Genomic DNA, 22,472 nt, shown 5'->3' with positions numbered 1-22,472 from the left:
TGAAAGTGATCCTTCATTGAACGATTTCGAGTTCTGGCATCCATTGCGACATATGTTGGCTCGTGGCATCGAACAACTCGGGTTTTGCCGTCTGTAACGGCACGACCTCGAACGGTCCGTCCGCACTAGAGCGCCGGGTGAACGTCGGATAGAACATCGGATTGGCGAGTTCGAACGTCGTCTCATCCGCCTCGACCGTCTTGACGACATCGATGCCGACGATGCCACCCGTATTGCGATCGTCCCCTTGTTGACCGGACAGGAAGTTGCCGAGCGAGTAGGCGACGAACGTTCGGTTGCCTTCAGCGCCGTCCACCCAAGCGACCGGTTGGAGGACGTGGGGGTGATGGCCGATGATGAGATCGACCCCGAGGTCAGACAGCTCTTGGACGAGTGTCTGTTGTGCCTCGTTCGGGAGTATCTCATATTCATTCCCGAAATGGAGCGAGACGACGGTGAGGTCGGCTGCTTGTTCGGCCGCTTCAATCTCAGGCTTCATTGCCTCGAAATCGATGTAGTTGACATGGTACGGTTGTTTCGGAACGACCCCGTTCGTGCCATACGTGTAGGCGAGAAACGCGAACGAGATATCATTCTTCGTCAACGTCCGAATCTCAGCTTTGTCCGCTTCCGATAAGAACGAACCAGTATACGGCATGCCGATCTCGTTCCAGTGGGCAATCGAATTCTCGATGGCCGTGACACCTCGATCGAGCGTATGGTTGTTCGCCGTCGTCACCAAGTCGATGCCAGCGTCTTGGAGCGCATCACCGACCTCATACGGACTGTTGAAAGCCGGGTAGCTCGATAAGCCGATCTCACTGCCGCCGATCATGCTCTCTTGGTTGGCGATGGCAATATCGGCCTCGGTCAAAATCGGGGCGATCGGTTCGAAGGCGGCAGTGAAGTCATAGCCGTCCCCGCTCTTGGCGGCATTATATACGCTATCGTGTAACAAGATATCGCCAATCGCATAGAGCGACGTCGTCGTCACGACTGGTTCTGGCTCTTCCGGAACAGGCGCCGGCTCCTCCGCCTCGGTCTCTGGTGCCGGGGTCTCCGTTTGCTCGGTAGACGTCTCGACTTCGGCGGTCGCACAGCCGAATAGAAAGAGGAGGGGCAAGGTCAATATGGCTTGTTTATACGGGATTACTCGTTTCAAGGGACGAGTCACTTCCTTTCTTATGATACAAATTGATCTATATGTACCATTCGCTATTGATTGTCAATTTCCTTGTTAGGCGACAAGAAAAAGTGCCAGGCTATAGTAGCAAGGCACTTCGATCGTTAAATCCGTTCTGTCTTCAAAATGTGTTCCATTTCCTCAAACTCGTTCGTAATCGTCGAGCTCGGTGGTGGTGTCATCAGACTGACGACATAAATGGCGAGGCTCGACAAGAAGAACGCTGGAATCATCTCATAGAGCTCACCGACGGTCCCGAACCAATCGGCGGCAAAGTTTTTCCAGAGGATGACGATGAAGGCACCGGTTAGCATACCTGCGAGCGCCCCTTGTCGCGTCGTCCGTTTCCAGAACAGGCTGAACAAGATGAGTGGCCCGAACGACGAGCCGAAGCCGGCCCAGGCGTAACCGACCAAGTTCAAGATTGTATCATCCGCCCCGAACGCCAACCAAATCGAGATGAGCGACACGAGGATGACCGTGATCCGGCCGACCATGACGAGCTCACGGTCGCCGGCGTCTCTTCGGAAGAACTTCTGATAGAAGTCGGTCGTCGCAGCACTCGACGAGACGAGGAGCTGTGACGAGATGGTCGACATGATGGCAGCGAGCAACGCCGCAAGCAAGACGCCGGTGATGAGATCGACGAATAATAAATCAGATAAATTAATAAAAATGTTTTCTGGGTTATCGATCTCAAGTCCACGCTGCGTATAATAGGCGAGTCCGAACAGCCCGGTCGCCATCGCGCCGACGACGGTGAACAACATCCATGAGATGCCGATCCGTCGCGCCTTCTTGATGTCCTGTAACTTCTCGATGGCCATAAAACGGACGATGATGTGCGGTTGCCCGAAGTAACCGAGCCCCCAGGCGAATAGCGAGACGATGCCGATGAGCGACTGACCGGTCAGCGGATCAAGCAGCGCCTCATCGATGTCACCGATCGTCTGGAAGGCGGCGCTCACGCCATCGGTCGCCGTGATGGCGATGGCCGGGACGAGGATGAGGGCGAACAACATGATCAACCCTTGAACGAAATCCGTCCAACTGACCGCCAAAAATCCTCCGATGAACGTATAGATGATGATAATCGATGCCAAAATCAAGACGCCCGTCCCGAACCCGATTCCGAAGACGGCATTGAATAACCGACCACCGGCCACGAACCCGCTCGTGGCATAGAGGGTGAAAAACACGAGTGTCACAGCCGCCGAGAACGTCCGCAACGTGCCGCGTGAATCTTTAAATCGTTTCTCGAAAAAGTCTGGGATCGTGATGGCATCCTCGGATAAATACGAGTACGTCCGCAAGCGAGGTGCGACGAGCAACCAGTTCAAGTACGCGCCAATCGTCAACCCGATGACGATCCATCCGCTCGAGAGTCCGGTCGCGAACATCGCACCCGGTAGTCCCATCAATAGCCAACCACTCATGTCGGAAGCACCTGCCGACAAAGCCGCGACGGCGGGACCGAGTCCGCGTCCTCCGAGCATATAGTCGCCGATGCTCTCAGTCCGCCGATAGGCGATGACACCGAGTAACACCATGAGCGCCATATACACTGTAATCGAAATCAATACACCGTTCATACAACATCCCCCTCATTCAAAATGAAAACGCTTTCAAACATGATGGATTGCACCATGACAAAATTTTGTCACAAAAATGAATGAAGTGAACGATTTTGTTTGACGATTGACCAAATAATCAAATTATTTGGCGAAGCAAGATGTGAGATGGTCGTTGACGAGGCCTGTCGCCTGAAGGTGGGCATAGACCGTCGTCGGTCCTAAAAATTTGAATCCGCGACGTTTCAAGTCCTTGCTCACTTGATGGGACAATTCGGTCGTGGCAGGGATGTCGTCGGTCAATTCCCACTCGTTGCGAATCACCGTGTTGTCGACGAACGACCAAATGTAGGCATCGAACGTCCCGAACTCTCGTTGAATCTCGAGAAATCGCTTGGCGTTATTGATGGACGCCTCGATTTTTCGTCGGTTCCGGACGAGGCCGGGATTGGTCAGCAACCGTTCCACGTCCGCTTCGTCGAACGTCGCGACGGTCGTGACGTCAAACCCGGCATAGGCGTCACGATAATGCTCGCGTTTGCGTAAGATGGTGATCCAGCTGAGACCGGCCTGGGCGCTCTCGAGCGTCAAACATTCGAAGTGCTTTTGATCATCATGGACGGGTTTGCCCCATTCCTCATCGTGATAACGAACGTACAACGGGTCGGTGCCGCACCATGGGCAACGCGTAACTTCAGTCATGTCATGTCCTCGCTTTCTTTCAAGTACTTCATTTTAACATGTTGCTTCGGTTTTTGACCGGGCGTTACGGGTATAGTAGGAACTATTGGAGGGTGAAGCACATGAGAGACTGGATGATCCAGGTCATTGAACAGTTCGGTTACTTCGGTATCGCGTTCATGATCTTTATTGAGAACGTGTTCCCGCCGATTCCTTCGGAAGTCGTCCTCTTGTTCGGCGGATTTTTCGCCGTGAAGACCGATTTGATCGTCCCGCTCGTCATCTTCGCAGCGACGGCAGGCGCCATCCTAGGAGCGGTCCTGTTGTATGGTATCGGACTTTATTTGGATGTCGAACAGATCGAAAAATGGACGAAACGCTACGGCAAATGGATTCGGCTCGACATTGCGGACGTGCATCGGGCCGACGCCTGGTTCGATAAATACGGGGGATGGATGGTGTTCTTTGGCCGCTTGATGCCGGTCGTGAGGAGTTTGATTTCAATCCCGGCCGGTATGTCGAATATGCCGTTCTTGAAATTTTTATTGCTCAGTACGGCGGGGACGGTAATTTGGAATACGATTCTCATCTATATCGGCATTCGTGTCGGCGAGAACTGGGAATCGATTTTAAGCTATTTGGATGTGTATTCGTATGCCATTTACGGACTTCTGGCCGTCGGGGTAATCGTGTTTTTCATTTGGCGCAAAAAACGCAAGAAGAAACAGGCCTCTTCATTCTAAACGACAAGGACCGATCCTCATACGAAGATCGGTCCTTGTCGTTTCATCGATTTGCATCATCCTTGTTCTCGTCAGGCAAGACTCTTTCAAGTTTTTCCTCCGTCTTCGCCGCTAAAATCTCAGAGAAACGGAACAAAACGATTCCGATGATGGCCGAGACAAAGATATATAGCCCGACGAACAAGTTGATTGCCCCGTTCGACAAGGCTGTGAACAGAATCGAGAACTCCCCGCGCGGAGCGAGCGAGAAACCCGCCTCGTTGGCTTGAATACGTGTCAGGCCATACAGACGGCCCCCGACGCGGCCGACGATCCATTTCGATAACACACCCCAGACGATTAAAACGAAGAAGAGCGCGTTGACGATGACGCCTTGTTCCAAGTTGATTGAAATTCCGAACGAGATGAAGAAAATCGGTAAAAACAAATCGCGAACGGGGACGGTCAACCGTTTCAACGGGCGCACGTCGTGGATGCCCGCCAGCATAATCCCGGCGATGAACGCACCGAGAATCTCAGACAGTCCGAACACCATCCCGATTCCGGCGAAAAAGAGAATCAAGCCGATCAAGCCAATGCTCGCGTCATCTTGCCGCAACAGATGTTTGGTGATCTTTGGTTGTTTTTTAACGAAGCGCGATCCGATAAAGAGCAACACGCCGAAGATGAGAAACCCAGCGAAGACTTTCCCGATATCGGACACTTCAATCGGCTCATCTTGGATGATGAACGGCGCGACGGTCAAAATGAGCGGGGCGAACATATCCTCGAAAATGAGTAACGCCAGGACGAACTCTTTCACATCTTCATGCTTATCGGCATGTCGTTCGAGCAGGCGTGCCGAAATCGACGAGCTCGTCGCAAATAAGACGGCACCGATTAAAAAAGATTGTGAAAAATCGAGTCCGAACAGCAGGGCAATCCCAATCGTGACGCCAAAGGCGAGCAAAATATCCAAAACGCCTGCCTTCCATACCCGTTTGAGGCGCTTCATCAACTCGCCGAGCGGAAACTTCAAACCGAGTAAAAAGAATAACAGGATAATCCCGATTTCGCCGGCGATTTTAAAGACCTCGTTTCCGTCCCAGAAAAAGCCGACGACGACGCCGATTGCAATAAAGGCAAGAATACTTGGGAAGAATAACCGCTCGATGATGAGACTGAGCACGGAAATGACGGCTAACGCTAAACCGAGCAAGACGATCATATTTAGTTCCATATGACACACCAGATATCAGACAGGATTACTGGGTAACGAATCAGTCTCGGTTCCATTGGTATTCCATCCCGACCGATTCCGGACGAGAATAGTCGAAGCCGAATTGACGGTACAGTCCGTCTGCCGGGATGTCTGCGATGAGACTGATGATAGCCGTCTCGTCCGCCTCCTGCATAATCCAGGCCATCAAATGCTCCATGATCAATTTTCCGAGCCCGAGCCCCTGACACTCCGGGTCGACGACGATATCGACAAGGTGGAACACCATACCGCCGTCGCCAACGACACGGCCCATCCCGACCATGTGATCGTCTTTATACAGACAAACGCCATATAACGTGTTGGCCAGCCCTTTCACAGTTCCCGAGTCGGAACGTTTCGGCATCCCGGCGATGACCCGCAGGCGCTGATGTTCCTCCGGTGTCGGTGTCTCGATTCGTACTTCCACTTCATTGACCATATCGCTACTTCCTCTCTGTACACAAGTTAAAATTATTTTCCCGCTATATTGAATCGGTAAACCTTGATTTCCGGTCCGCGTTATTCAAATAATGAAACCAGGATATGAAAAAAAGGACGTGTTCAGATGATAGAAGGTCAAACGATTTTACCCGCCCTGCGTGATATGCGAGACCTCGAAAAATTTGTAAAAGGCCCGTTTAACATCGGTGTCCTGCTCGAAGTGCACGTCGCCCGGCTCGATGCCGTGTTTCAGTTATTGGCGGCTCACAATAAACACGTCTTCGTCCATCTCGACTTGATTCAAGGATTGAAGGCAGATGAGTATGCGACCGAGTATATTTGCCAGACGTATCGTCCTTATGGCATCATCTCGACGAAAGGAAGCGTCATTTTAAAAGCGAAGCAAAAACAGGTCAAAACGGTCCAACGTTTGTTTTTAATCGATTCGAGCTCGCTCGAGCGAAGCTATCGCCTCATCAAGCGGACGCAACCGGACTATATTGAAGTGTTACCGGGTCTCGTCCCGAAATATATCCGGGCCGTGAAGGCGGAAACCGGAATCCCGGTCTTTGCCGGCGGACTGATTTCGTCGACCGAGGAAGTCGAGGCCGCCCTCGAGGCCGGTGCGACGGTCGTGACGACGTCCGACCAACGGCTTTGGACGAACGGATAGGAATCAAATCCATCGAATCCGGGTATGTGATTTTGCAGGAGGGATGTATATGAAACAAGTTATGATTATCACAGGTGTCAGCCAAGGGATTGGACATGAATTGGCACGTCATTTCCGCGACATGTATCACGTCATCGGACTCGATAAAGGCGATGATCCGCAACTGGACGGAGTGACGTTTCACGAGCTGGATTTGGGTGACCATGGGGCAATCGCTCGCGTATTCGCCGACATTCAGCGCAAAGTCGGTGTCGCTCACGTGCTGATCAATAATGGCGGCGTCTCCTCGCTCGTCAAACCGATGGCCGAACTTGACGTCGAGACGTTCAAGCAAGTGATTGACGTCAACCTTGTCGGGACGTTCGCTTGTGCCAAAGCGTTCTTATCGTTGAACGAGGGAGCGGGATATGGCCGCATCATCAACCTGGCCTCGACGCGCTCACTTCAAAACGAGCCCGATTGGGAAGCGTACGGCGCGTCGAAAGGCGGCATCGTGTCATTGACCCAATCGATGGCGGTATCGCTCGCGGAGCGCCCGATTACGGTGAATGCGATCAGTCCCGGTTGGATTCACACGTCGGATGAGGCACTCCGTAACATCGACCATGCGCAACATCCGTCGGGCCGGGTCGGAAAACCGGACGATATCGTCCGTGCGGTCGCTTATTTAATTGATGAACAGAACGATTTCGTCAACGGGCATAACCTCGTCGTCGACGGCGGAATGACGAAAAAGATGATTTACGAGCCGTAATCGGAAGAAACAGGACCATTACCCTATGTTTTAATTCATGATATGAGTAGATGGGACTAGTCGCGGGTAAAGGATGGGGACATATTATGAACCCATTGAAGGAGGAATCGCCGTGCACCAGTTGATTGAAGAGGCACTCCGATTCGCGGCCGTCCAACACGACGGACAGTTTCGAAAAGGAACGAATATTCCCTACTTGACCCATCCCGTCGCCGTGTCGATGCTGCTCGTCGAAGACCGACAACCTGTCCCGGTCGTGGCGGCCGGCCTGCTCCATGATTTGCTCGAAGACACGTTGACGTCCCCTGAAGAAATCGAGGAACGGTTCGGAAGTGAAGTGAGACGACTCGTCGAAGCGGTGTCCGAACCCGGGAAGCATCTTTCGTGGGAGGAACGGAAACGGATGACGGTTCAGCACGTGCAGACGATGCAGTACGACGAAGTGGCGCTCTTGGCGGCGGACAAGCTACATAATCTTCGTTCGATACGACTCGACGTCGAGTCTGCCGGGAGACAAGTGTGGGACCGGTTCAGACGACCGCTCCGCGACCAGTCATGGTATTATCACGAGCTGTTGCAAGCGTTCAAACCGTTCCGTCAGACGACGACGCTCATCGAGTCGTTCGAGACCGAGTTGAACTTATTGTTTTACGGCGTCGCCGACGAACGGTTCGCCAAACTCGGAAAATTATTTGACGTCATCCAGCGAGGATTCCACGAAGAGGATTGGCTCCAAGAAACGACGACGCTCTGTCAGACCGCCTACGAGATACATGAGACGATGCGCGAGTGCTATCGTCACGGTACGGACGTCAATCAACCAGAGCTTGACGGCTTGTCCGCTCAATTGAAGGAAGCGGGACTCTGGGAACCATTGCCGCTCCCGATGCTTCAAGCGATCGATGAACTGTCTTACCGGACGGCGATGCCCATCGATGATGTCGTCGGACATTTAAAGGTCAAATGATTGTCAAATGAATTGTAACGTGATATATTCGTCGTGAACATAAGAGGGGGAGTAGCGACCACAGCTGTGGTCGATGGGTCGTCATTACGGTGCAACGCACTCGGTCCATCGAGCTTCTTACCAAGTCCGCAAGACCTTTTTATGGATGTTTTTTTCGGCGTCCATAAAAAGGTCTTTTTGAATTCATGAAAAGGGGAGATTTATTCAAATGGTATTTATTTATTTCATCTTGGCCGCTGCCATCACCGTGTACGCCGCCATGAAACTCTCGACTTACGCTGACGTCATCAGTGAGAAGTCGACGATGAGCGGGATGCTGGTCGGGACCGTGTTGCTAGCCGGTGCGACATCGTTGCCGGAAGTGACGACAAGCGTCTCGGCCGTCATGATTAACAACCCGGATATCGCCATCGGGAACATGCTCGGGTCAAACTTGTTCAACATCTTCATCTTGGCGATGTTCGATCTGTTCTATCGTCAGAAACGCCTGTTCAATGAGGCAAACCGAGATCATCTCTATACGGCCGGTCTCGGTCTCATGTTGACGCTCGTCACGATGATTGCCCTGATCGTGCGCATCGATTTCACGATTCTCGGCATCGGGATTGATGCTTTGTTGATTGCGGCATTGTACGGAATCGGGATTTACTATATCGGAAAACGCCCGCAACAACCTGCCGTTGAGCGGAAGGCTGCCCACGAGGCCGTACAAAAAGTCGGCGCCAGCGCGACGAGTTCAATCACGGTCAAACGTGCGGTCATCGGCTTCATCATCGCCGCCCTCGTCATCATGGCGGCCGGGACGGCTCTCTCGGTGTTGGGTGATCAAATCGCCGTCGTCACGGGCCTCGGTTCGAGCTTCGTCGGTAGCTTCTTGATTGCCGCGACGACCTCGCTCCCGGAAGCGGTCTCCGTCTTCGTCGCCTTGAAGCTTGGGAACGTCAACTTGGCGTTCGGTTCGATTTTAGGAAGTAACATCTTCAACATGCTCATCATCGCCATGTCGGACGTGTTTTACCGCAACGGTTCGATTCTGGCCGACGTGTCGGCGTCTCACTTGGTGACAGCAATCGGCATCACGATTTTGTCGGTATTGGTCATGTATACGCTCCTACGTAAAGACGTGACATCAAAGTTCCGCTATGTCTTGCCGTCAGTGCTCGTCGTGCTCGTCTACTTCGCTTCGTCTTACTTCATCTTCATCGGTTAATCTGGCACGGTGTCCTCCGAGACACCGTGTTTTTTGTTTACTTGGTTTCGAGGAATCACTTTTCATCGTCTTGGGTATAGAAGGAGGGAAGGAGGGGTGGCGATGCAAATGCACTCTGTGGAACGTTTAGATGAGTATGTCGTCGTGATTCCGGCCTATAATCCGGATCAAGCGCTCGTCACACTTGTCCGTGAGCTGAAAGAGATTGGGTTTGTCCATGTCATCGTCGTGAACGATGGAAGTGTCGAGACGTCCCAGCCTGTATTTGAAGAAGTCGGGAAGTGGGTGACGTCCATCCTCATCCATGAGCGGAATCAGGGCAAGGGCGCAGCGTTGAAGACGGGGATCCGTCACGTCGTCGAACAGTTCCCGGACACGCACGGGGTCATCACTGTCGATGCCGATGGGCAACACCTGCCGGAAGATGTCCGCCATGTATATGAGGCGGGACTTCATCGGCCGCATCATCTGGTCATGGGTTGCCGTGATTTCTCTGGGGCGCACATCCCGTTTCGGAGCCGATTCGGGAACCAGATGACACGTGGTGTCATGCTCGTCGGCAGCGGACTCCGGTTGAAAGACACGCAGACCGGTTTGCGGGCGGTCCCACTGCGTTATGCGGAACAGTTGCTGGATGTGCCAGGGAACCGCTATGAGTTCGAGATGAACATGTTGACGTTCACGAGACGTTGGCAAGTTCCGATTCAACAGATCCCGATTCAAACCGTGTATGTGGCTGAGAACGCCTCATCTCATTTTCGTCCGGTCATCGACTCGATTCTGATTTATCGCATGTTTTTGGCATATTCATTATCCTCGGTCGCTTCATTTTTATTAGACATCGGCGCCTATGCCTTATTCATCTTTTTATTGAATCCGTGGTTCGAGACGACCCATGTCTTGATTGCGACGGTATTGGCCCGCATCATCTCGTCCTTATTCAATTATGTCGTGAACCGAAAAGTCGTGTTCCACTCGAAAGCGAGACGGGCGATGCCGAAGTATTTCGGGCTCGTCGGCGTACAGATGGCATTGTCGGCCGGTCTCGTCTATGTATTGTTCCTGGTGATTCGGGACGGGGAAGTATGGATTAAAGTGCTCGTCGACAGTCTCTTGTTCGTCCTCAGTTATTACGTCCAAAAAAGATGGATCTTTAAACGGTGACAGGCCAAGACGATTGTCTTGGCCTGTCTGACGTACATGTAGTTTAATAGGCGAGCTTCCCGAGCTTGACCGACGTATACCGGTGCAACTCACGCGGGTCATCAATGCCGGTCTTCTGCATCATGTCACGCATGAGCAGGGCGCAGACGCGGGCATCCTCAGCCGCATCGTGGTGGATGAACGGGACGTTCAAATATTCCGCCATCGTGTTCAGCTTGTGATTCGGAAGTCCGGGGTATAGTTTTCGCGACAGCTTGACGGTACAACCGTACTCGATTGTCGGGAACGTATATAAATCATATTTGGCGATTGCTTTTTTGAAAGCGCCCATATCGAATGAAGCGTTGTGCGCCATGACGAGGTCGACGTGTCGGAACGTCGGATAGAGCTGTTCGAGCACCTCGGGTAACGCCGGCGCATCCCAGACGTCACTTGGCCGGATGCCGTGGACGCGGATATTACCAGCGTCAAAGTCTTCTTCTGGATTGACGAGCAGTTGGTTCGTCTCGATGATTTCACCGTCGACGAGCAGGCTCCAGCCGACAGAGCAGATGCTGCGACTATCGCGGTTGGCCGTCTCGACGTCGATGGCAAGGATGGAATGTGACATAATCGGTCCCTTTCTCTAAAAACAAGTATAAAAAAAGTCTAACATATCGTTAGACTAAAAAGCGATTATGCGGCTGCCAAGTTCCGGCACGCCTCGGCACAGCGCAGACACGCCTCGGCGCAGCGTTGACAATGGTCGTGCAAGTGCCGGCCACATTCGACGGCACATGTGTCACACACCTGCGCACAGAGTGCACCGATTGGTTTCATGAAGGCCGAATCCGTCTCGAGTGCGTTCAAGGCGAGGGCGCATACCTCCGAACATTCTTTCGTGAGCCGGATGCATTCGGCGACCATCAATAAATCCTCTTCTTGTAAACATTTTGAGAAACAGTGATTGCTTGCCCGCATGCAGTCGATGACGGCTAAAACGGTCTCTTCGACAGAGACACGATCCATAGTAAGTCCCCCTTAGAATAATGATGTCTTACAATCATTACCCGCTACCAGGTGACTTAAACCGGGCACAGACGCAAAAAAGTCACCCCTCAAATGAGTGGTGACTTCGATAATGGAGCATAGCGGGCTCGAACCGCTGACCTCCACGCTGCCAGCGTGGCGCTCTCCCAGCTGAGCTAATGCCCCGTTCGAAAATTATTATATCATCCTAGTAAAACATTTGGCAATGGGTATTTTTAAATTTTTTTGAACAAAGTTTAATCCGGCCAAAACGTGGGAAAATCATGAGTAATATTATTCTACGAAAGCAGGTGTCATCCATGGAAATGATTTTACTCGCACTCTTACCTGCCTTGATGTGGGGGAGTATCCCGCTCATCGTTTCAAAAGTCGGCGGTAAGCCGATTCAACAGTTGATTGGGACGACGATTGGGGCGATGGTGATGGCGGTCATCATCGCACTCGTCTTCAGTCCGGAGTTCACGACTCTCGCGCTCGTGACCGGTTTCATCTCCGGTGTGTTCTGGGCACTTGGTCAATATTTACAGTTCCAATCGTTCCAAATTTTAAGTGTATCGAAAGCGATGCCGATCAGCACCGGCATGCAACTCGTCGGGACGTCCTTGTTCGGCGTCATCGTGCTCGGTGATTGGCAGACGTCGACCGAACTGTGGCTCGGGTTCTCGGCGCTCGTGTTGATTATCATCGGGGCGGCGCTGACGTCGTATCAACAGAAGAAAGACAGCGACAGCAGCGGCGCCTTGAAAAAAGGCTTGCTCGTCCTGCTCGTGTCGAGTATCGGGTACGTGACGTACGCCGTCTTGACGAACTATTTCGAGGTCGACGGTATCACGGCCATCTTGCCGCAATCGGTCGGGATGTTCATCGCGGCACTGTTGTTCAGCCTGCGTGAGAAAGACGTCAAAAAGTTCGATCCGAAGACGTTCAAAAACATCTTGGCCGGTCTGGCCTGGGGAATCGGGAACTTCGGTCTGTTCGTCTCGAGCGGTGAGGTCGGCATCGCGACGTCATTCGCCTTATCCCAATTGAACGTCGTCGTGGCGACACTCGGCGGAATTTATCTATTGAAAGAAAAGAAGACGACGAAAGAACGTGTCTTCGTCTTTATGGGAATCGGGCTAATCGTCGTGGCCGGATTCATGCTCGGGATTGCGAAAAGCTAAAAAGACGGGTCCAGCGACCCGTCTTTTTGCTTACCAGGCTTGCTCGATGAATGCGTCGCGCCCAGATTTCTTCCGGTCCTCTTTATAGTGGGCCGGATTTTTTTTATGGAAGTCTTGATGGTACTCCTCGGCCGGATAGAACACATCAGCCGGCAAGATTTTCGTGACGATTGGCTGTTTGAAGCGTCCGCTCGCCGCGAGCTCGTCCCGGCTCTTCTCGGCCGCGATGCGCTGCTCCGCCGTATGATAGAAGATGGCCGGCGCATATTGGCTGCCTCGGTCTTGGAACTGGCCGCCGTCGTCGGTCGGATCGGTCTGAATCCAATACAGTTCGAGCAGTCGCTCATATGCGAACAGCGTCGGATCGAACGTGATCTCGACGACCTCGTAGTGTCCCGTCGTCCCTGTCTTCACTTGTTCATACGTCGGATCGTCGACGTGACCTCCCGTATAACCCGATACGATCGATTCGATGCCAGGTTGTTCCTCGAACGGCGTCACCATGCACCAAAAACACCCACCTGCGAATGTTGCTTTCTCCATTATCTTGTCCCCCTTAGGTTAATTCCCAAAAAAAAGCGCCCATGTCATCGACATGAGCGCTCTGTCATATCGGCCAAGGCTTACGCCTTGCTGGAAGTAGCACCTTGCCGAAGCAGGTTGCTGTGAAGTCATAGAGCCAGGTCTCTCGTTCACTCAAGATATCGATATGTAGTTGGTGACAGCATCATACCATCTGCCTCGAAGTGACGTCAACGATTTGATTTTCGTCGGAGTTTCAGCAAAGTGGCACCGATAATCAAAACGATGAGCCCGATTGAGATTGGCAAGACGAACGGCAGGTCGCCGGCATACAGTTGCAAGAAAAACAGAGCGAACACGGCAAGCAAGACGAGCACGTACGAACGGTTCATAGTAACCTCCCTTTTCTTTCAGTGTACCAAGTTACACATTCGTTGGCGAACGAAAACAGGAAATCAAATGTCGATAGCGAATACCATCGAGTGACCAAAGGAGGAATCAATATGACTGACACATTTGATTTTATGGAACTCGATATCGAAACCGCCCATCGCGGATATAAAGAAGGAACGTTCACGGCGCGTGACGTGACGGCCTATTATTTGACCCGGATCGCCCAGTTCAACGACAAACTGAAGGCGGTCATTCAAGTGAACCCGGACGTCTTGTTCGAGGCCGAGTCGGCTGACCGGGCATTTCGTCGCGGGCTACGCTTGCCGCTACTCGGCATTCCTGTCTTGATCAAAGACAATGTCGAGACAGCCGGACTCATGAAGACGACGGCCGGGGCCGTCGCACTCGCGCATCACTTCGCAGGCCGGGACGCCCATCTCGTCCAAAACCTGCGAGCGAGCGGGGCCATCATCCTCGGGAAAGCGAACTTGTCCGAATGGGCCAACTTTTTGACCGAGGGCATGCCGAACGGCTGGAGCGGCGTCGGTGGGCAGGCGCTCAATCCATATGGGGATAAGCTCGATGTCGGAGGTTCGAGCTCAGGTTCGGCCTCTGCGGTTGCAGCGAACCTGACACTGCTCGCTGTCGGTAGCGAGACGAGCGGCTCCATCATCCATCCGAGCGTGCACAATGGCATCGTCGGCATCAAACCGACCGTCGGCCTCATCAGTCGGAGTGGCATCATCCCGATCTCGCGGTCGCAAGACACGGCGGGACCGATGGCACGAACGCTCGAAGACGCGGTAAGGGCACTTGAGGTGATGGTAGGGGAAGACCCGGCGGACCCGGCGACACTCAACCTCCCGGCCGGTCCGCCGTATCGGACGTGCCTCGACGAGCGCCAAGCGGTCGGGATGCGTGTCGGGATCGTCAAGGCTGATTTATCAGCAGAAGAACAAGCATTATACGGTGAGGCGACCGAGCTGTTGAAACAGAGCGGCATCGACCTTGTCGAAGTCGAGCTGCCCGCCCATGATACGCTCGACCAAGGCGATATTTTGTACCACGAGTTCAAACTCGGGATCGAGGCGTACCTGGCCACGACGACACTCCCATACGAGACGTTGTCTGATTTGATGGACTGGAACAACAGACATCCTGAGACGATCCCGCACGGACAAAAGACGTTCGAAAAGGCGGAAAGATTGTCGGGACGTCTCATCGAGGCGGCCTATTTGACGCGCCGGCTCGATGACGTGCGTGACGCCAAGACGGACGGACTCGACCGCCTATTAAACGAACAACAGTTGCACGCGCTCGTCTTGCCTCACGATTTGAACTATGACATGGCGGCAAAAGCCGGGCATCCGACCATCACGATCCCATATCGCTTGAAAGCGAGTGGGGCGCCGTTCGGCCTATCGTTCACCGGGACGAGTTATGCCGAACGTGACTTGATCCGTCTGGCGTATGCGTTCGAGCGACATATTTCGCGTCCCGTTCCACCGTTATAAGAACGTTGCACCCGTCGTCCACGTCCGCTACAATGGTACGTATGCGGATTGAAGAAAGGACAGATAGCAATGAAACCATCTATATACGGGCTGACGTTCGATCAGCTGACAGAAGCGTGTGTCTCTTGGGGATACAGCGCTTTCCATGCGAGACAAATCTGGGACTCGCTCTACATCGACCGAGTGAAACAAATCGAGGACATCTCGGTACGGGCCGAGGTGCGTGAGGCGCTCGCCGCCGAATACGTCATCTCGACGCAAGACCTGTTCGTCAAACAAGAGGCGGGCGACGGGACGGTCAAATTTTTACTTAAACTACACGACGGGCACTATATCGAGACTGTGCTCATGCGACATAAGTACGGCCGTTCGGTCTGTGTAACAACGCAGGTCGGGTGCAATATCGGCTGCAGCTTCTGTGCGAGCGGTCTCTTGAAGAAGACACGTGATTTGACAGCGGGCGAAGTCGTCGAACAAATTATGACCGTGCAACACTACTTGGACGAAGTCGGCGAAGGGGCCCGGGTCAGCCATATCGTCGTCATGGGAATCGGCGAACCGTTCGATAACTTTGACAACTTGGTCGACTTCCTGCGTGTCGTCAAGGACGAGCGCGGTCTCGCGATCGCCCCGCGTAAAATCAACGTCTCGACGAGCGGACTTGCCGACAAGATTTACAAGTTCGCGGACCTCGATTTGCGCATCAACTTGGCGCTGTCGCTCCATGCGCCTAACGACGCGCTACGGACGCAAATCATGAAAATCAACCGGGCGTTCCCGCTCGACAAGCTCATGCCGGCCATCCGGTATTACGTCGAGAAGACGAACAAACGAATCACGTTCGAATATATTCTCCTGTCGAAAGTGAACGATTTGCCGGAGCACGCTGAGGAATTGGCGGACCTCATCGACGATATCAAGGACAAGTCGTACGTCAACTTGATCCCGTATAACCCGGTCAACGAGCATATCCAATACGAGCGCAGTACCTCGGAGGACATCATGGCGTTCTATGATGTCTTGAAGAAGCGTGGCATCAACACCGGTGTCCGCCTTGAGCACGGGACTGACATCGATGCGGCATGCGGCCAGTTGCGCAGTAAACATATGAACGTCGAAGGTGCGAAATAAGTGGACTCCTTGAATCGAATGATTCAAGGAGTTTTTTTTTCATAGAGCCGCTCCGACGAAGGAAAAAACGGACATCGCCCACGACTCTGCGGAACGATTTTGAAAAATCTTGAATAGACCTCATCCGCTCAGGGAATAGTCAGTTGAAATCAATGTAGAGAGTGGAGGCAATTCAATGGAGACAGTAAACGCGGCGTTATGGATTCGAGTCAGAAATACACTTGGGGAAGGCCCATGTTGGGATGCTGAACTGAAACGGTTCTATTGGGTCGACATCGAAGGACACACACTTTGGTGGTACGACGAAAAGGAAGACGAGCTGTCATCGTTCGATATGGGACAACAGATCGGGTTTGCGGTCCCGAAAGTGACAGACGGCGTCGTCGTCGGCTTGAAAGACGGCATCTATGAATGGGACGAGGGATCGAAGCGACTCGATAAACTCGTCGAACTCGATGACCCGGAAGGTGATCTTCGCTTCAACGACGGAAAGGCCGACCCGTACGGACGAATCTTTGCCGGGACGCTTCATCTCAACGACGAGGAGAACGAGGCGACGCTCTATCGCTTGAACCGTGACGGCACGACCGAGGTCATGCTCAGTGAACTGACGCTGTCGAACGGTCTGACATGGTCTCCGGACCACTCGACGTTCTACCATATCGATACACCGACCGAGACGGTCCGCAAATACCCGTTCGACTTGAAGACAGGAACACTCGGGGATGGGGAAGTCGTCATCGATTTCAAAGATGAGGAAGGATTCCCGGACGGTATGACATCCGATGAAGACGGCTTTTTATGGATTGCCCACTTTGCGGGCGGACGCGTCTCGCGCTGGAACCCGAAGACGGGTGAAAAAGTGCTCGAGGTGCTCGTGCCGGCCCCGAACGTCACGTCATGCTGTTTCGTCGGTGATGACTTGAAACAACTTGCGATCACGACGGCGCGCGAAGGAATGGATGACGCGGCGCTCGAGGCCCATCCGGACGCAGGTTCGGTCTTTAAAATTGATACAGATGTGAAAGGGATGCCGCTCTATCGGTTTGGTCGATAAGGAGGTACGAAGATGGTAAAACGATTGCTCGTTCGTGCGGGAATCGGTTTGGCGCTCGCGGCGGTCGCCCGGGTCGGGATTCAAAAGCTGTTGGAGGCGAACCGGGAAGACGATCATACGTATTTGAATCCGCGGTGGGATGAGACGCCGAGTGTGGATGCCGATAAGGACGCGGATGAGGTCGGTCTGACCCAGCTCGACTCGATTTATCGAGCCGAGTGGCAGGCGAACGCCTATCCACGCTCAGAGGCCGAACGCAAGGCGTTAGAAGAATAGGCAGGAGAACACGTCCGGAAACGGGCGTGTTTTTTTCTTGACAAGACGTCACCGACCCGTCATTATCTAAAAAGTAATCATTACGATTTATGAGTGGGTAGAATGAGACGAATCCCGATCACCGTGCTGTCAGGTTATTTAGGAAGCGGTAAGACGACACTATTGAACCACATATTGAACAATCGGACGGGCAAGAAATACGCCGTCATCGTCAACGACATGAGCGAGTTGAATATCGATGAGCGATTGATTGAACAGGGCGGTTTTTCAAGGACGGACGAAAAGTTGGTCGAACTATCGAACGGCTGCATCTGTTGCACGCTCCGTGAGGACCTGCTCGAGGCGGTAGCAGAGCTTGCGAACGACCGGGACCTCGACGGAATCATCATCGAGTCGTCCGGTATCTCAGAGCCGATCCCGGTCGCCCAAACGTTTACATATGCCGATGACGCCCTCGGCATCGATTTGACGAGCCGAGTCTATATTGATGCGATAGTGACCGTCGTCGATGCGTTTCGGTTCTTAAAAGATTTCAACTTGGGCGAGTCGCTCCATGAACGCAAGCAGGCGATTGAGGCGACGGACGTCCGCGAAGTCGTCGACCTGCTCGTCGACCAAGTCGAATTCGCCGATATCATCGTCTTCAACAAGGCGGATCGCGTGACCGAGACCGAACTCGGCGAGATGACCGGACTGTTGAAGGCGCTCAACCCAACCGCGAAGCTGTTGACGTCTGTCCATGCGAACGTGGAATTGACCGAGCTGTTGGATGTCAATTTGTTCGATTTCGAACAGGCGATGCGTGCGGCCGGGTGGATTCAAGAACTTGAGACAGATGTGCACACGCCGGAGACGGAAGAATACGACATCAGTTCATTCGTCTATCGTCGGCGTCGGCCGTTCCACCCGGAGCGTCTCCATGCCTGGATTGAGGCGTTTCCGGAAGAAATCGTCCGCGCGAAAGGGTTCTTATGGATTGCTTCCCGGAACGACCTCGCCTGTCTGTTTTCACAAGCGGGCTACGCCTCGACGCTCGAACATGCCGGGCGCTGGCTCGCGACGCTTCCGGAAGATGAGCGTCGTCACATGTTCGCGGCCGAACCGGAACTCGCCGCCGACTATGTCGAACCGTACGGTGACCGACAGACGGAGCTCGTCTTGATTGGGCAGCGGATGGATCGAGCCATCATCGAACAAGAGCTCGATCACTGTCTGCTGACAGATGAGGAGATGGCGCTGGATTGGTCGACGCTCCGGGACACACTTCCGGGGAACGAGGTCGTCACGTTCTCATAAGACCGTTTACAAAATGAAAGCGGTCGTCTATACTGATTCTTGCATGAACAACCGCATACATTGGACTACACTAGGGGTGCTTCGGCTGAGATGTGAGCATGGCTCCAATCCCTTATGACTCGATCCGGGTAATACCGGCGTGAGGAAGTGTGGCACTTTTTCTAATGGATTAAAATTGGACGAGTGGCCGCATTCTCATGGATGCGGCTTTTTTGTGTACACATAATAAGGGGGAATAGAACATGAACAAACAATGTGGAACGAGCCCGTTCGTCGGGTTCCGCTTTACACTGAGCCCGATGACGACTGATTTCGTGAGCATCATCAAAGGGGCGTTGAAGGAGACGGATTTGCAAAACGTCTGGCGACATACCGATGACGTGTCGACGGTCATCCGTGGACGAAGTGAGCATGTATTCGATGTGGCTAAGGCCGTGCTGTCACACGCGACAAAGACAGGGGAACATGTGTCGATGAGCGGGACGTTCTCGGTCGGGTGTCCAGGGGATACAGCCGGAGATGAAGTGCTCGTTGTGTCGAGCGAACCGCTTAATGGTCCCGTCGGTCCGCAATATGTCTCCTCACAGTTCGCGCTCTATCCGCTCGGTGATGACGACTATATGGACATCATCTACGAAGAAATCGCTTTTGCGAAAGAGCGAGGTGTCTTCAATGACTCGATGCATTACGCCTCAGGTATACATGGGGACATCGAGCCGGTGTTCGCTTTCTATGAGGCGACGTTTGATCGCGTCCGACAGAAGACAAGCCACGTCGTCATGACGGTGACGTTCAGCGTGAACAGTCCGTCACACGAGGGACGTATGGATGCTTAAATCGTGGAAGTTAAAAGAGATCGTCTTGTTGTCGATTTTATCGGTCGTGTTCGCAGTGGTCTATTTGGCGTTCGTCCATGCTGGGAACTTGTGGGCCGGTCTGATTGGACCAATCGCCTACGAATGGATTTTTGGGATATGGTTCATCGTCTCGATTATCGCAGCTTATATCATTCGCAAGCCTGGGGCTGCATTCTTGTCCGAAGTGCTTGCGGCGACGATTGAGATGATGATTGGCAACGCCATCGGACCGCGCATCATTTTAGTCGGGATCGTTCAAGGGATCGGCGCCGAAGCGGCGTTCGCTTTGACGGGTTATAAACGCTATGATCTTTGGGTGCTCATGCTCGCCGGATTCAGTGCTGCTGTGACAAGTTTCGCATATACGTACGTCATGGGAGGGCTCAATGCCCTCAGTCCGACATATGTGGCTACGATGTTCGCTTTACGCGCAACGAGCGGGATGTTGATTGCTGGTCTGGGCGGTAAGATTTTGAGCGACTTGTTGCTTCGGACGGGCGCGCTTGATGGGTATGCTCTCGCGCGACAGGACCGTATGCATGGTTGAGGCAGAACATCTGACATTTCGTTATCCGAACAAGAAATGCGATGTCTTGACGGATATCACACTACGTCTAACAAAAGGGAGAACGGTCATTACAGGGGCAAGTGGTTCGGGAAAATCAACATTGCTCGCTTTGATGAATCGTCTCTATCCGGACAATTGTGATGGCATCCTGACGGGCAGATTGCACTTGTTCGATCGCTCTTATGATACGTATGAAGCTGGCGAAGTAAACCGGCGCGTCGGAACAGTCTTTCAGGACCCGGACAGTCAGTTCGTCATGCAGACGGTCGAAGAAGAATTGATTTTCACGCTCGAAAACTTTGCCGTCGCGAGATACGAGATGATGGCCCGTGTCACCACAATGTTAGAGGCGTTGCATTTGACCGATTATCGTCACCGTACCATTCATGACCTATCGGGGGGTGAGAAGCAGCAAATTGCCGTCGCTTGTGCCTTGATTGGCCGTCCCGAGTGGCTCCTCCTCGATGAGCCGCTCGCTCACCTCGATCCTGAGACCGCCCATCATTTCGTTCGTTGGCTCGACGGCGTCGCACAGACCGTAAACGTTGTCGTCATCGAGCATCGGCCATACATATGGGGTGATTTTTTTGACCGACAAATAAAGCTCGTGAGTGGGCGCATCGACTATGATGGACCGTTCATCGTCCGACCAGATTATGCGTTCTCTCCAATTAAAGTTGAACGAGGAAAGGAAATGTTATTTCACATACCGGATTTAAAACGAAAAACATTTCAATTAGCAGCGAGCGAGTTAAAGGTCGCTGAGGGTGATCTCATTGCGGTGCTCGGTCGAAATGGTAGCGGAAAGTCGACATGGCTGCGAAGCCTAGCCCGGAAACATCGTGAAGTCGGCCTCGTCCCGCAATCACCGGCGCATCTATTCGTTACGAATGATGTGACCCGAGAACTCGCATATGGCCATAATCGCCCGATTGAGGACGTCTTAACGCGGCTCGGGCTCGAATCAGTGCGTGACCACCATCCACTCTCCCTTAGTCACGGTCAAAAACGAAGGCTCGCCATCGGAGTGATGATGCTGTCTAATAAACAACTGATTGCGTTTGATGAACCGACTGCCGGACAAGACGAGGTATCGCTTCGTGCGCTATATGACTTAATGGTCGAACGAACACGATCCGGCCAGACGATTTTGTTTGTGACGCACGACCTCAGCTTCGCGCGGATTGCGAACACATATTATTTGATGTGTGACGGCGACTTGAGTGGGCCATATGACGCTTCACTCTGGGATGAAAAAGAATTACTACGCACCCACGGCTTATTGATGGAGGAATCGCGATGACATTTCATGAGATGAACCCGACGATTAAATTTCTGACCGTGGCATGTCTCATGTTCGGTCTCGCCTTCATGTATAACCCTTGGACTCCGCTTGCTGTTTTTCTCGGTACAGTTACACTTCAAACGCTATTCTCTGCTGTGAGCTGGAGAAGATGGGGGTTGTACATGATCCCATTTTTATTGACCGCGCTCGGGACATTGTGGACGACGCTCGTCTTTGGAAAGCAATCAAGCGGAGATGTCGTGTTCAAGCTGTTTGGCAATGATGTGACCGACGAGAATGTGATGCTAGCAGCGACGCTCTCCTTGCGTGTGTTGGCATTCACAGCCTTGTCGCTTCTGTTCACGCTGACGACGGACCCGAAACGGTTCGTCTACAGTTTGATGCAACAAGGAAAGCTGTCACCAAAAATCGCATATAGTGTCTTCGTCGGTTTTCGTTTCTTTCCGATTCTAAAAAAAGAACTGATGCAACTATATGAAACGCATGCGCTACGAGGCGTACGTTTGGAGACGAGACTCGATCACATCCGCCACGTCCCCAAATTAATCGTTCCGCTTCTTGCTGGATCGATCCGCCAAGCGGAACGAATCGCGTTCTCGATGGAAGCACGTGGGTTTACGGGGGAACCTCGAGCGACGTACGAGGTTGTGCCCGTCACCAGGAACGACTTTCTGTTGGCGTCGCTTTTGCTCCTATTGTTTGGAGTGAGCGTATGGATTGGCATATAAACGAA

At 52.9% G+C, this 22,472-nt stretch carries 25 protein-coding genes, 1 tRNA gene and 2 riboswitches; of the genes, 16 read left to right on the top strand and 10 right to left on the bottom strand.

Translation table 11 applies throughout. The features are described 5' to 3' along the window. Nucleotides 1-13 precede the first annotated feature (13 nt). From KNP64_RS04175 to KNP64_RS04165, 3 genes are all read right to left on the bottom strand, one after another. Nucleotides 14-1,162 (bottom strand): CapA family protein, encoded by a 1,149-nt coding sequence (locus tag KNP64_RS04175; RefSeq protein ID WP_251126292.1) that lies wholly within the window; start codon nucleotides 1,160-1,162, stop codon nucleotides 14-16. 125 nt (nucleotides 1,163-1,287) lie between these two features. Then, entirely contained in the window at nucleotides 1,288-2,775 is a 1,488-nt protein-coding gene (putP, locus tag KNP64_RS04170) for a sodium/proline symporter PutP (RefSeq protein WP_214791990.1), read from the bottom strand. 123 nt (nucleotides 2,776-2,898) lie between these two features. Further along, entirely contained in the window at nucleotides 2,899-3,456 is a 558-nt protein-coding gene (locus KNP64_RS04165; protein ID WP_214791992.1) for a DNA-3-methyladenine glycosylase I, read from the bottom strand. Between the two features lie 101 nt (nucleotides 3,457-3,557). Between KNP64_RS04165 and KNP64_RS04160 the strand changes: the two genes are divergently transcribed. Continuing rightward, nucleotides 3,558-4,178, top strand: coding sequence for a DedA family protein (locus tag KNP64_RS04160; RefSeq protein ID WP_214761369.1), 621 nt, complete (start codon nucleotides 3,558-3,560; stop codon nucleotides 4,176-4,178). A 43-nt stretch (nucleotides 4,179-4,221) separates the two neighbouring features. Here the strand turns inward: KNP64_RS04160 and KNP64_RS04155 are convergent, their stop codons facing one another. Together KNP64_RS04155 and KNP64_RS04150 are read right to left on the bottom strand one after the other, a co-directional pair. Then, the gene (locus KNP64_RS04155; protein WP_214761370.1) at nucleotides 4,222-5,397 is read right to left on the bottom strand and encodes a cation:proton antiporter; all 1,176 of its coding nucleotides are present in this window, start codon (nucleotides 5,395-5,397) and stop codon (nucleotides 4,222-4,224) included. 40 nt (nucleotides 5,398-5,437) lie between these two features. Further along, nucleotides 5,438-5,857, bottom strand: a complete 420-nt coding sequence (locus KNP64_RS04150; RefSeq protein WP_214761371.1) for a GNAT family N-acetyltransferase — start codon at nucleotides 5,855-5,857, stop codon at nucleotides 5,438-5,440. A gap of 126 nt (nucleotides 5,858-5,983) precedes the next feature. Between KNP64_RS04150 and KNP64_RS04145 the strand changes: the two genes are divergently transcribed. From KNP64_RS04145 to KNP64_RS04125, 5 genes are all read left to right on the top strand, one after another. Further along, on the top strand, nucleotides 5,984-6,532 hold the full coding sequence (locus KNP64_RS04145; RefSeq protein WP_214761372.1) for a glycerol-3-phosphate responsive antiterminator: 549 nt from the start codon (nucleotides 5,984-5,986) through the stop codon (nucleotides 6,530-6,532). A 49-nt stretch (nucleotides 6,533-6,581) separates the two neighbouring features. Continuing rightward, the gene (locus KNP64_RS04140) at nucleotides 6,582-7,286 is read left to right on the top strand and encodes an SDR family NAD(P)-dependent oxidoreductase (protein WP_214761373.1); all 705 of its coding nucleotides are present in this window, start codon (nucleotides 6,582-6,584) and stop codon (nucleotides 7,284-7,286) included. A gap of 112 nt (nucleotides 7,287-7,398) precedes the next feature. Next, a complete protein-coding gene (locus KNP64_RS04135; protein WP_371815277.1) occupies nucleotides 7,399-8,253 on the top strand; it encodes an HD domain-containing protein in 855 nt (284 codons plus the stop codon). Nucleotides 8,254-8,461: 208 nt separating this feature from the next. Next, entirely contained in the window at nucleotides 8,462-9,463 is a 1,002-nt protein-coding gene (locus KNP64_RS04130) for a sodium:calcium antiporter (protein WP_214791996.1), read from the top strand. Nucleotides 9,464-9,565: 102 nt separating this feature from the next. Next, nucleotides 9,566-10,627, top strand: coding sequence for a bifunctional glycosyltransferase family 2/GtrA family protein (locus KNP64_RS04125; RefSeq protein WP_214791997.1), 1,062 nt, complete (start codon nucleotides 9,566-9,568; stop codon nucleotides 10,625-10,627). 43 nt (nucleotides 10,628-10,670) lie between these two features. Here the strand turns inward: KNP64_RS04125 and KNP64_RS04120 are convergent, their stop codons facing one another. From KNP64_RS04120 to KNP64_RS04110, 3 genes are all read right to left on the bottom strand, one after another. Continuing rightward, nucleotides 10,671-11,237, bottom strand: a complete 567-nt coding sequence (locus tag KNP64_RS04120; RefSeq protein ID WP_214791999.1) for a 3'-5' exonuclease — start codon at nucleotides 11,235-11,237, stop codon at nucleotides 10,671-10,673. Nucleotides 11,238-11,302: 65 nt separating this feature from the next. After that, nucleotides 11,303-11,635: a four-helix bundle copper-binding protein gene (locus KNP64_RS04115; protein WP_214761383.1), complete on the bottom strand. Its 333-nt coding sequence runs from the start codon at nucleotides 11,633-11,635 to the stop codon at nucleotides 11,303-11,305. A gap of 113 nt (nucleotides 11,636-11,748) precedes the next feature. Further along, a tRNA-Ala gene (locus KNP64_RS04110) sits at nucleotides 11,749-11,821 on the bottom strand. Nucleotides 11,822-11,955: 134 nt separating this feature from the next. Between KNP64_RS04110 and KNP64_RS04105 the strand changes: the two genes are divergently transcribed. Further along, entirely contained in the window at nucleotides 11,956-12,819 is an 864-nt protein-coding gene (locus KNP64_RS04105) for a GRP family sugar transporter (protein WP_214792001.1), read from the top strand. A gap of 30 nt (nucleotides 12,820-12,849) precedes the next feature. Here KNP64_RS04105 and msrA read toward each other — a convergent pair whose 3' ends face one another. After that, on the bottom strand, nucleotides 12,850-13,362 hold the full coding sequence (gene msrA, locus KNP64_RS04100) for a peptide-methionine (S)-S-oxide reductase MsrA (RefSeq protein ID WP_214792003.1): 513 nt from the start codon (nucleotides 13,360-13,362) through the stop codon (nucleotides 12,850-12,852). A 64-nt stretch (nucleotides 13,363-13,426) separates the two neighbouring features. After that, nucleotides 13,427-13,527: riboswitch (SAM riboswitch) on the bottom strand. A 44-nt stretch (nucleotides 13,528-13,571) separates the two neighbouring features. Further along, nucleotides 13,572-13,733, bottom strand: a complete 162-nt coding sequence (locus tag KNP64_RS04095) for a hypothetical protein (RefSeq protein ID WP_214792005.1) — start codon at nucleotides 13,731-13,733, stop codon at nucleotides 13,572-13,574. A gap of 111 nt (nucleotides 13,734-13,844) precedes the next feature. On the opposite strand from KNP64_RS04095, the gene KNP64_RS04090 reads away from it, so the two are divergent. The 9 genes from KNP64_RS04090 to KNP64_RS04050 all read left to right on the top strand — a co-directional run bounded on the left by KNP64_RS04090 (nucleotide 13,845) and on the right by KNP64_RS04050 (nucleotide 22,467). Next, nucleotides 13,845-15,248 (top strand): amidase family protein, encoded by a 1,404-nt coding sequence (locus KNP64_RS04090; RefSeq protein WP_251126291.1) that lies wholly within the window; start codon nucleotides 13,845-13,847, stop codon nucleotides 15,246-15,248. Between the two features lie 69 nt (nucleotides 15,249-15,317). After that, a complete protein-coding gene (gene rlmN, locus KNP64_RS04085) occupies nucleotides 15,318-16,379 on the top strand; it encodes a dual-specificity RNA methyltransferase RlmN (RefSeq protein ID WP_214763169.1) in 1,062 nt (353 codons plus the stop codon). Between the two features lie 175 nt (nucleotides 16,380-16,554). Then, a complete protein-coding gene (locus tag KNP64_RS04080) occupies nucleotides 16,555-17,436 on the top strand; it encodes an SMP-30/gluconolactonase/LRE family protein (protein ID WP_034777705.1) in 882 nt (293 codons plus the stop codon). Between the two features lie 12 nt (nucleotides 17,437-17,448). Next, nucleotides 17,449-17,712, top strand: a complete 264-nt coding sequence (locus KNP64_RS04075) for a hypothetical protein (RefSeq protein ID WP_034777704.1) — start codon at nucleotides 17,449-17,451, stop codon at nucleotides 17,710-17,712. Nucleotides 17,713-17,814: 102 nt separating this feature from the next. Then, nucleotides 17,815-19,008 carry a GTP-binding protein gene (locus tag KNP64_RS04070; RefSeq protein WP_214792007.1) on the top strand — a complete coding sequence of 398 codons (1,194 nt, stop codon included), beginning with the start codon at nucleotides 17,815-17,817 and terminating at the stop codon, nucleotides 19,006-19,008. Nucleotides 19,009-19,070: 62 nt separating this feature from the next. Further along, a riboswitch (TPP riboswitch) is annotated at nucleotides 19,071-19,171 on the top strand. Between the two features lie 79 nt (nucleotides 19,172-19,250). Then, nucleotides 19,251-19,844: a YkoF family thiamine/hydroxymethylpyrimidine-binding protein gene (locus KNP64_RS04065; protein WP_214792009.1), complete on the top strand. Its 594-nt coding sequence runs from the start codon at nucleotides 19,251-19,253 to the stop codon at nucleotides 19,842-19,844. After that, complete coding sequence (locus KNP64_RS04060; RefSeq protein ID WP_034777699.1) at nucleotides 19,837-20,412, top strand: ECF transporter S component; 576 nt, start codon at nucleotides 19,837-19,839, stop codon at nucleotides 20,410-20,412. The genes KNP64_RS04065 and KNP64_RS04060 overlap by 8 nt, the downstream gene beginning before the upstream one ends. After that, complete coding sequence (locus tag KNP64_RS04055; protein ID WP_214792010.1) at nucleotides 20,405-21,736, top strand: ABC transporter ATP-binding protein; 1,332 nt, start codon at nucleotides 20,405-20,407, stop codon at nucleotides 21,734-21,736. The genes KNP64_RS04060 and KNP64_RS04055 overlap by 8 nt, the downstream gene beginning before the upstream one ends. Next, nucleotides 21,733-22,467 (top strand): energy-coupling factor transporter transmembrane component T family protein, encoded by a 735-nt coding sequence (locus tag KNP64_RS04050; RefSeq protein ID WP_214763165.1) that lies wholly within the window; start codon nucleotides 21,733-21,735, stop codon nucleotides 22,465-22,467. The genes KNP64_RS04055 and KNP64_RS04050 overlap by 4 nt, the downstream gene beginning before the upstream one ends. Nucleotides 22,468-22,472: the final 5 nt, after the last annotated feature.

Origin of the sequence: Exiguobacterium sp. s64, from assembly GCF_018618035.1 — a bacterium.
Taxonomy (GTDB): Bacteria; Bacillota; Bacilli; order Exiguobacteriales; family Exiguobacteriaceae; genus Exiguobacterium; species Exiguobacterium mexicanum_A.
Note: the sequence above shows the minus strand (reverse complement) of the source record. Positions and strands in the feature narration are given on the sequence as shown.

What these genes read in the sequence shown, in the direction of transcription:
- putP (WP_214791990.1), bottom strand. Translation starts at nt 2,775, where the DNA reads ATGAACGGTGTATTGATTTCGATTACAGTGTATATGGCGCTCATGGTG.
- KNP64_RS04165 (WP_214791992.1), bottom strand. Translation starts at nt 3,456, where the DNA reads ATGACTGAAGTTACGCGTTGCCCATGGTGCGGCACCGACCCGTTGTAC.
- KNP64_RS04160 (WP_214761369.1), top strand. Translation starts at nt 3,558, where the DNA reads ATGAGAGACTGGATGATCCAGGTCATTGAACAGTTCGGTTACTTCGGT.
- KNP64_RS04155 (WP_214761370.1), bottom strand. Translation starts at nt 5,397, where the DNA reads ATGGAACTAAATATGATCGTCTTGCTCGGTTTAGCGTTAGCCGTCATT.
- KNP64_RS04150 (WP_214761371.1), bottom strand. Translation starts at nt 5,857, where the DNA reads ATGGTCAATGAAGTGGAAGTACGAATCGAGACACCGACACCGGAGGAA.
- KNP64_RS04145 (WP_214761372.1), top strand. Translation starts at nt 5,984, where the DNA reads ATGATAGAAGGTCAAACGATTTTACCCGCCCTGCGTGATATGCGAGAC.
- KNP64_RS04140 (WP_214761373.1), top strand. Translation starts at nt 6,582, where the DNA reads ATGAAACAAGTTATGATTATCACAGGTGTCAGCCAAGGGATTGGACAT.
- KNP64_RS04130 (WP_214791996.1), top strand. Translation starts at nt 8,462, where the DNA reads ATGGTATTTATTTATTTCATCTTGGCCGCTGCCATCACCGTGTACGCC.
- KNP64_RS04125 (WP_214791997.1), top strand. Translation starts at nt 9,566, where the DNA reads ATGCAAATGCACTCTGTGGAACGTTTAGATGAGTATGTCGTCGTGATT.
- KNP64_RS04120 (WP_214791999.1), bottom strand. Translation starts at nt 11,237, where the DNA reads ATGTCACATTCCATCCTTGCCATCGACGTCGAGACGGCCAACCGCGAT.
- KNP64_RS04115 (WP_214761383.1), bottom strand. Translation starts at nt 11,635, where the DNA reads ATGGATCGTGTCTCTGTCGAAGAGACCGTTTTAGCCGTCATCGACTGC.
- KNP64_RS04105 (WP_214792001.1), top strand. Translation starts at nt 11,956, where the DNA reads ATGGAAATGATTTTACTCGCACTCTTACCTGCCTTGATGTGGGGGAGT.
- msrA (WP_214792003.1), bottom strand. Translation starts at nt 13,362, where the DNA reads ATGGAGAAAGCAACATTCGCAGGTGGGTGTTTTTGGTGCATGGTGACG.
- KNP64_RS04095 (WP_214792005.1), bottom strand. Translation starts at nt 13,733, where the DNA reads ATGAACCGTTCGTACGTGCTCGTCTTGCTTGCCGTGTTCGCTCTGTTT.
- KNP64_RS04090 (WP_251126291.1), top strand. Translation starts at nt 13,845, where the DNA reads ATGACTGACACATTTGATTTTATGGAACTCGATATCGAAACCGCCCAT.
- rlmN (WP_214763169.1), top strand. Translation starts at nt 15,318, where the DNA reads ATGAAACCATCTATATACGGGCTGACGTTCGATCAGCTGACAGAAGCG.
- KNP64_RS04080 (WP_034777705.1), top strand. Translation starts at nt 16,555, where the DNA reads ATGGAGACAGTAAACGCGGCGTTATGGATTCGAGTCAGAAATACACTT.
- KNP64_RS04075 (WP_034777704.1), top strand. Translation starts at nt 17,449, where the DNA reads ATGGTAAAACGATTGCTCGTTCGTGCGGGAATCGGTTTGGCGCTCGCG.
- KNP64_RS04070 (WP_214792007.1), top strand. Translation starts at nt 17,815, where the DNA reads ATGAGACGAATCCCGATCACCGTGCTGTCAGGTTATTTAGGAAGCGGT.
- KNP64_RS04065 (WP_214792009.1), top strand. Translation starts at nt 19,251, where the DNA reads ATGAACAAACAATGTGGAACGAGCCCGTTCGTCGGGTTCCGCTTTACA.
- KNP64_RS04060 (WP_034777699.1), top strand. Translation starts at nt 19,837, where the DNA reads ATGCTTAAATCGTGGAAGTTAAAAGAGATCGTCTTGTTGTCGATTTTA.
- KNP64_RS04055 (WP_214792010.1), top strand. Translation starts at nt 20,405, where the DNA reads ATGGTTGAGGCAGAACATCTGACATTTCGTTATCCGAACAAGAAATGC.
- KNP64_RS04050 (WP_214763165.1), top strand. Translation starts at nt 21,733, where the DNA reads ATGACATTTCATGAGATGAACCCGACGATTAAATTTCTGACCGTGGCA.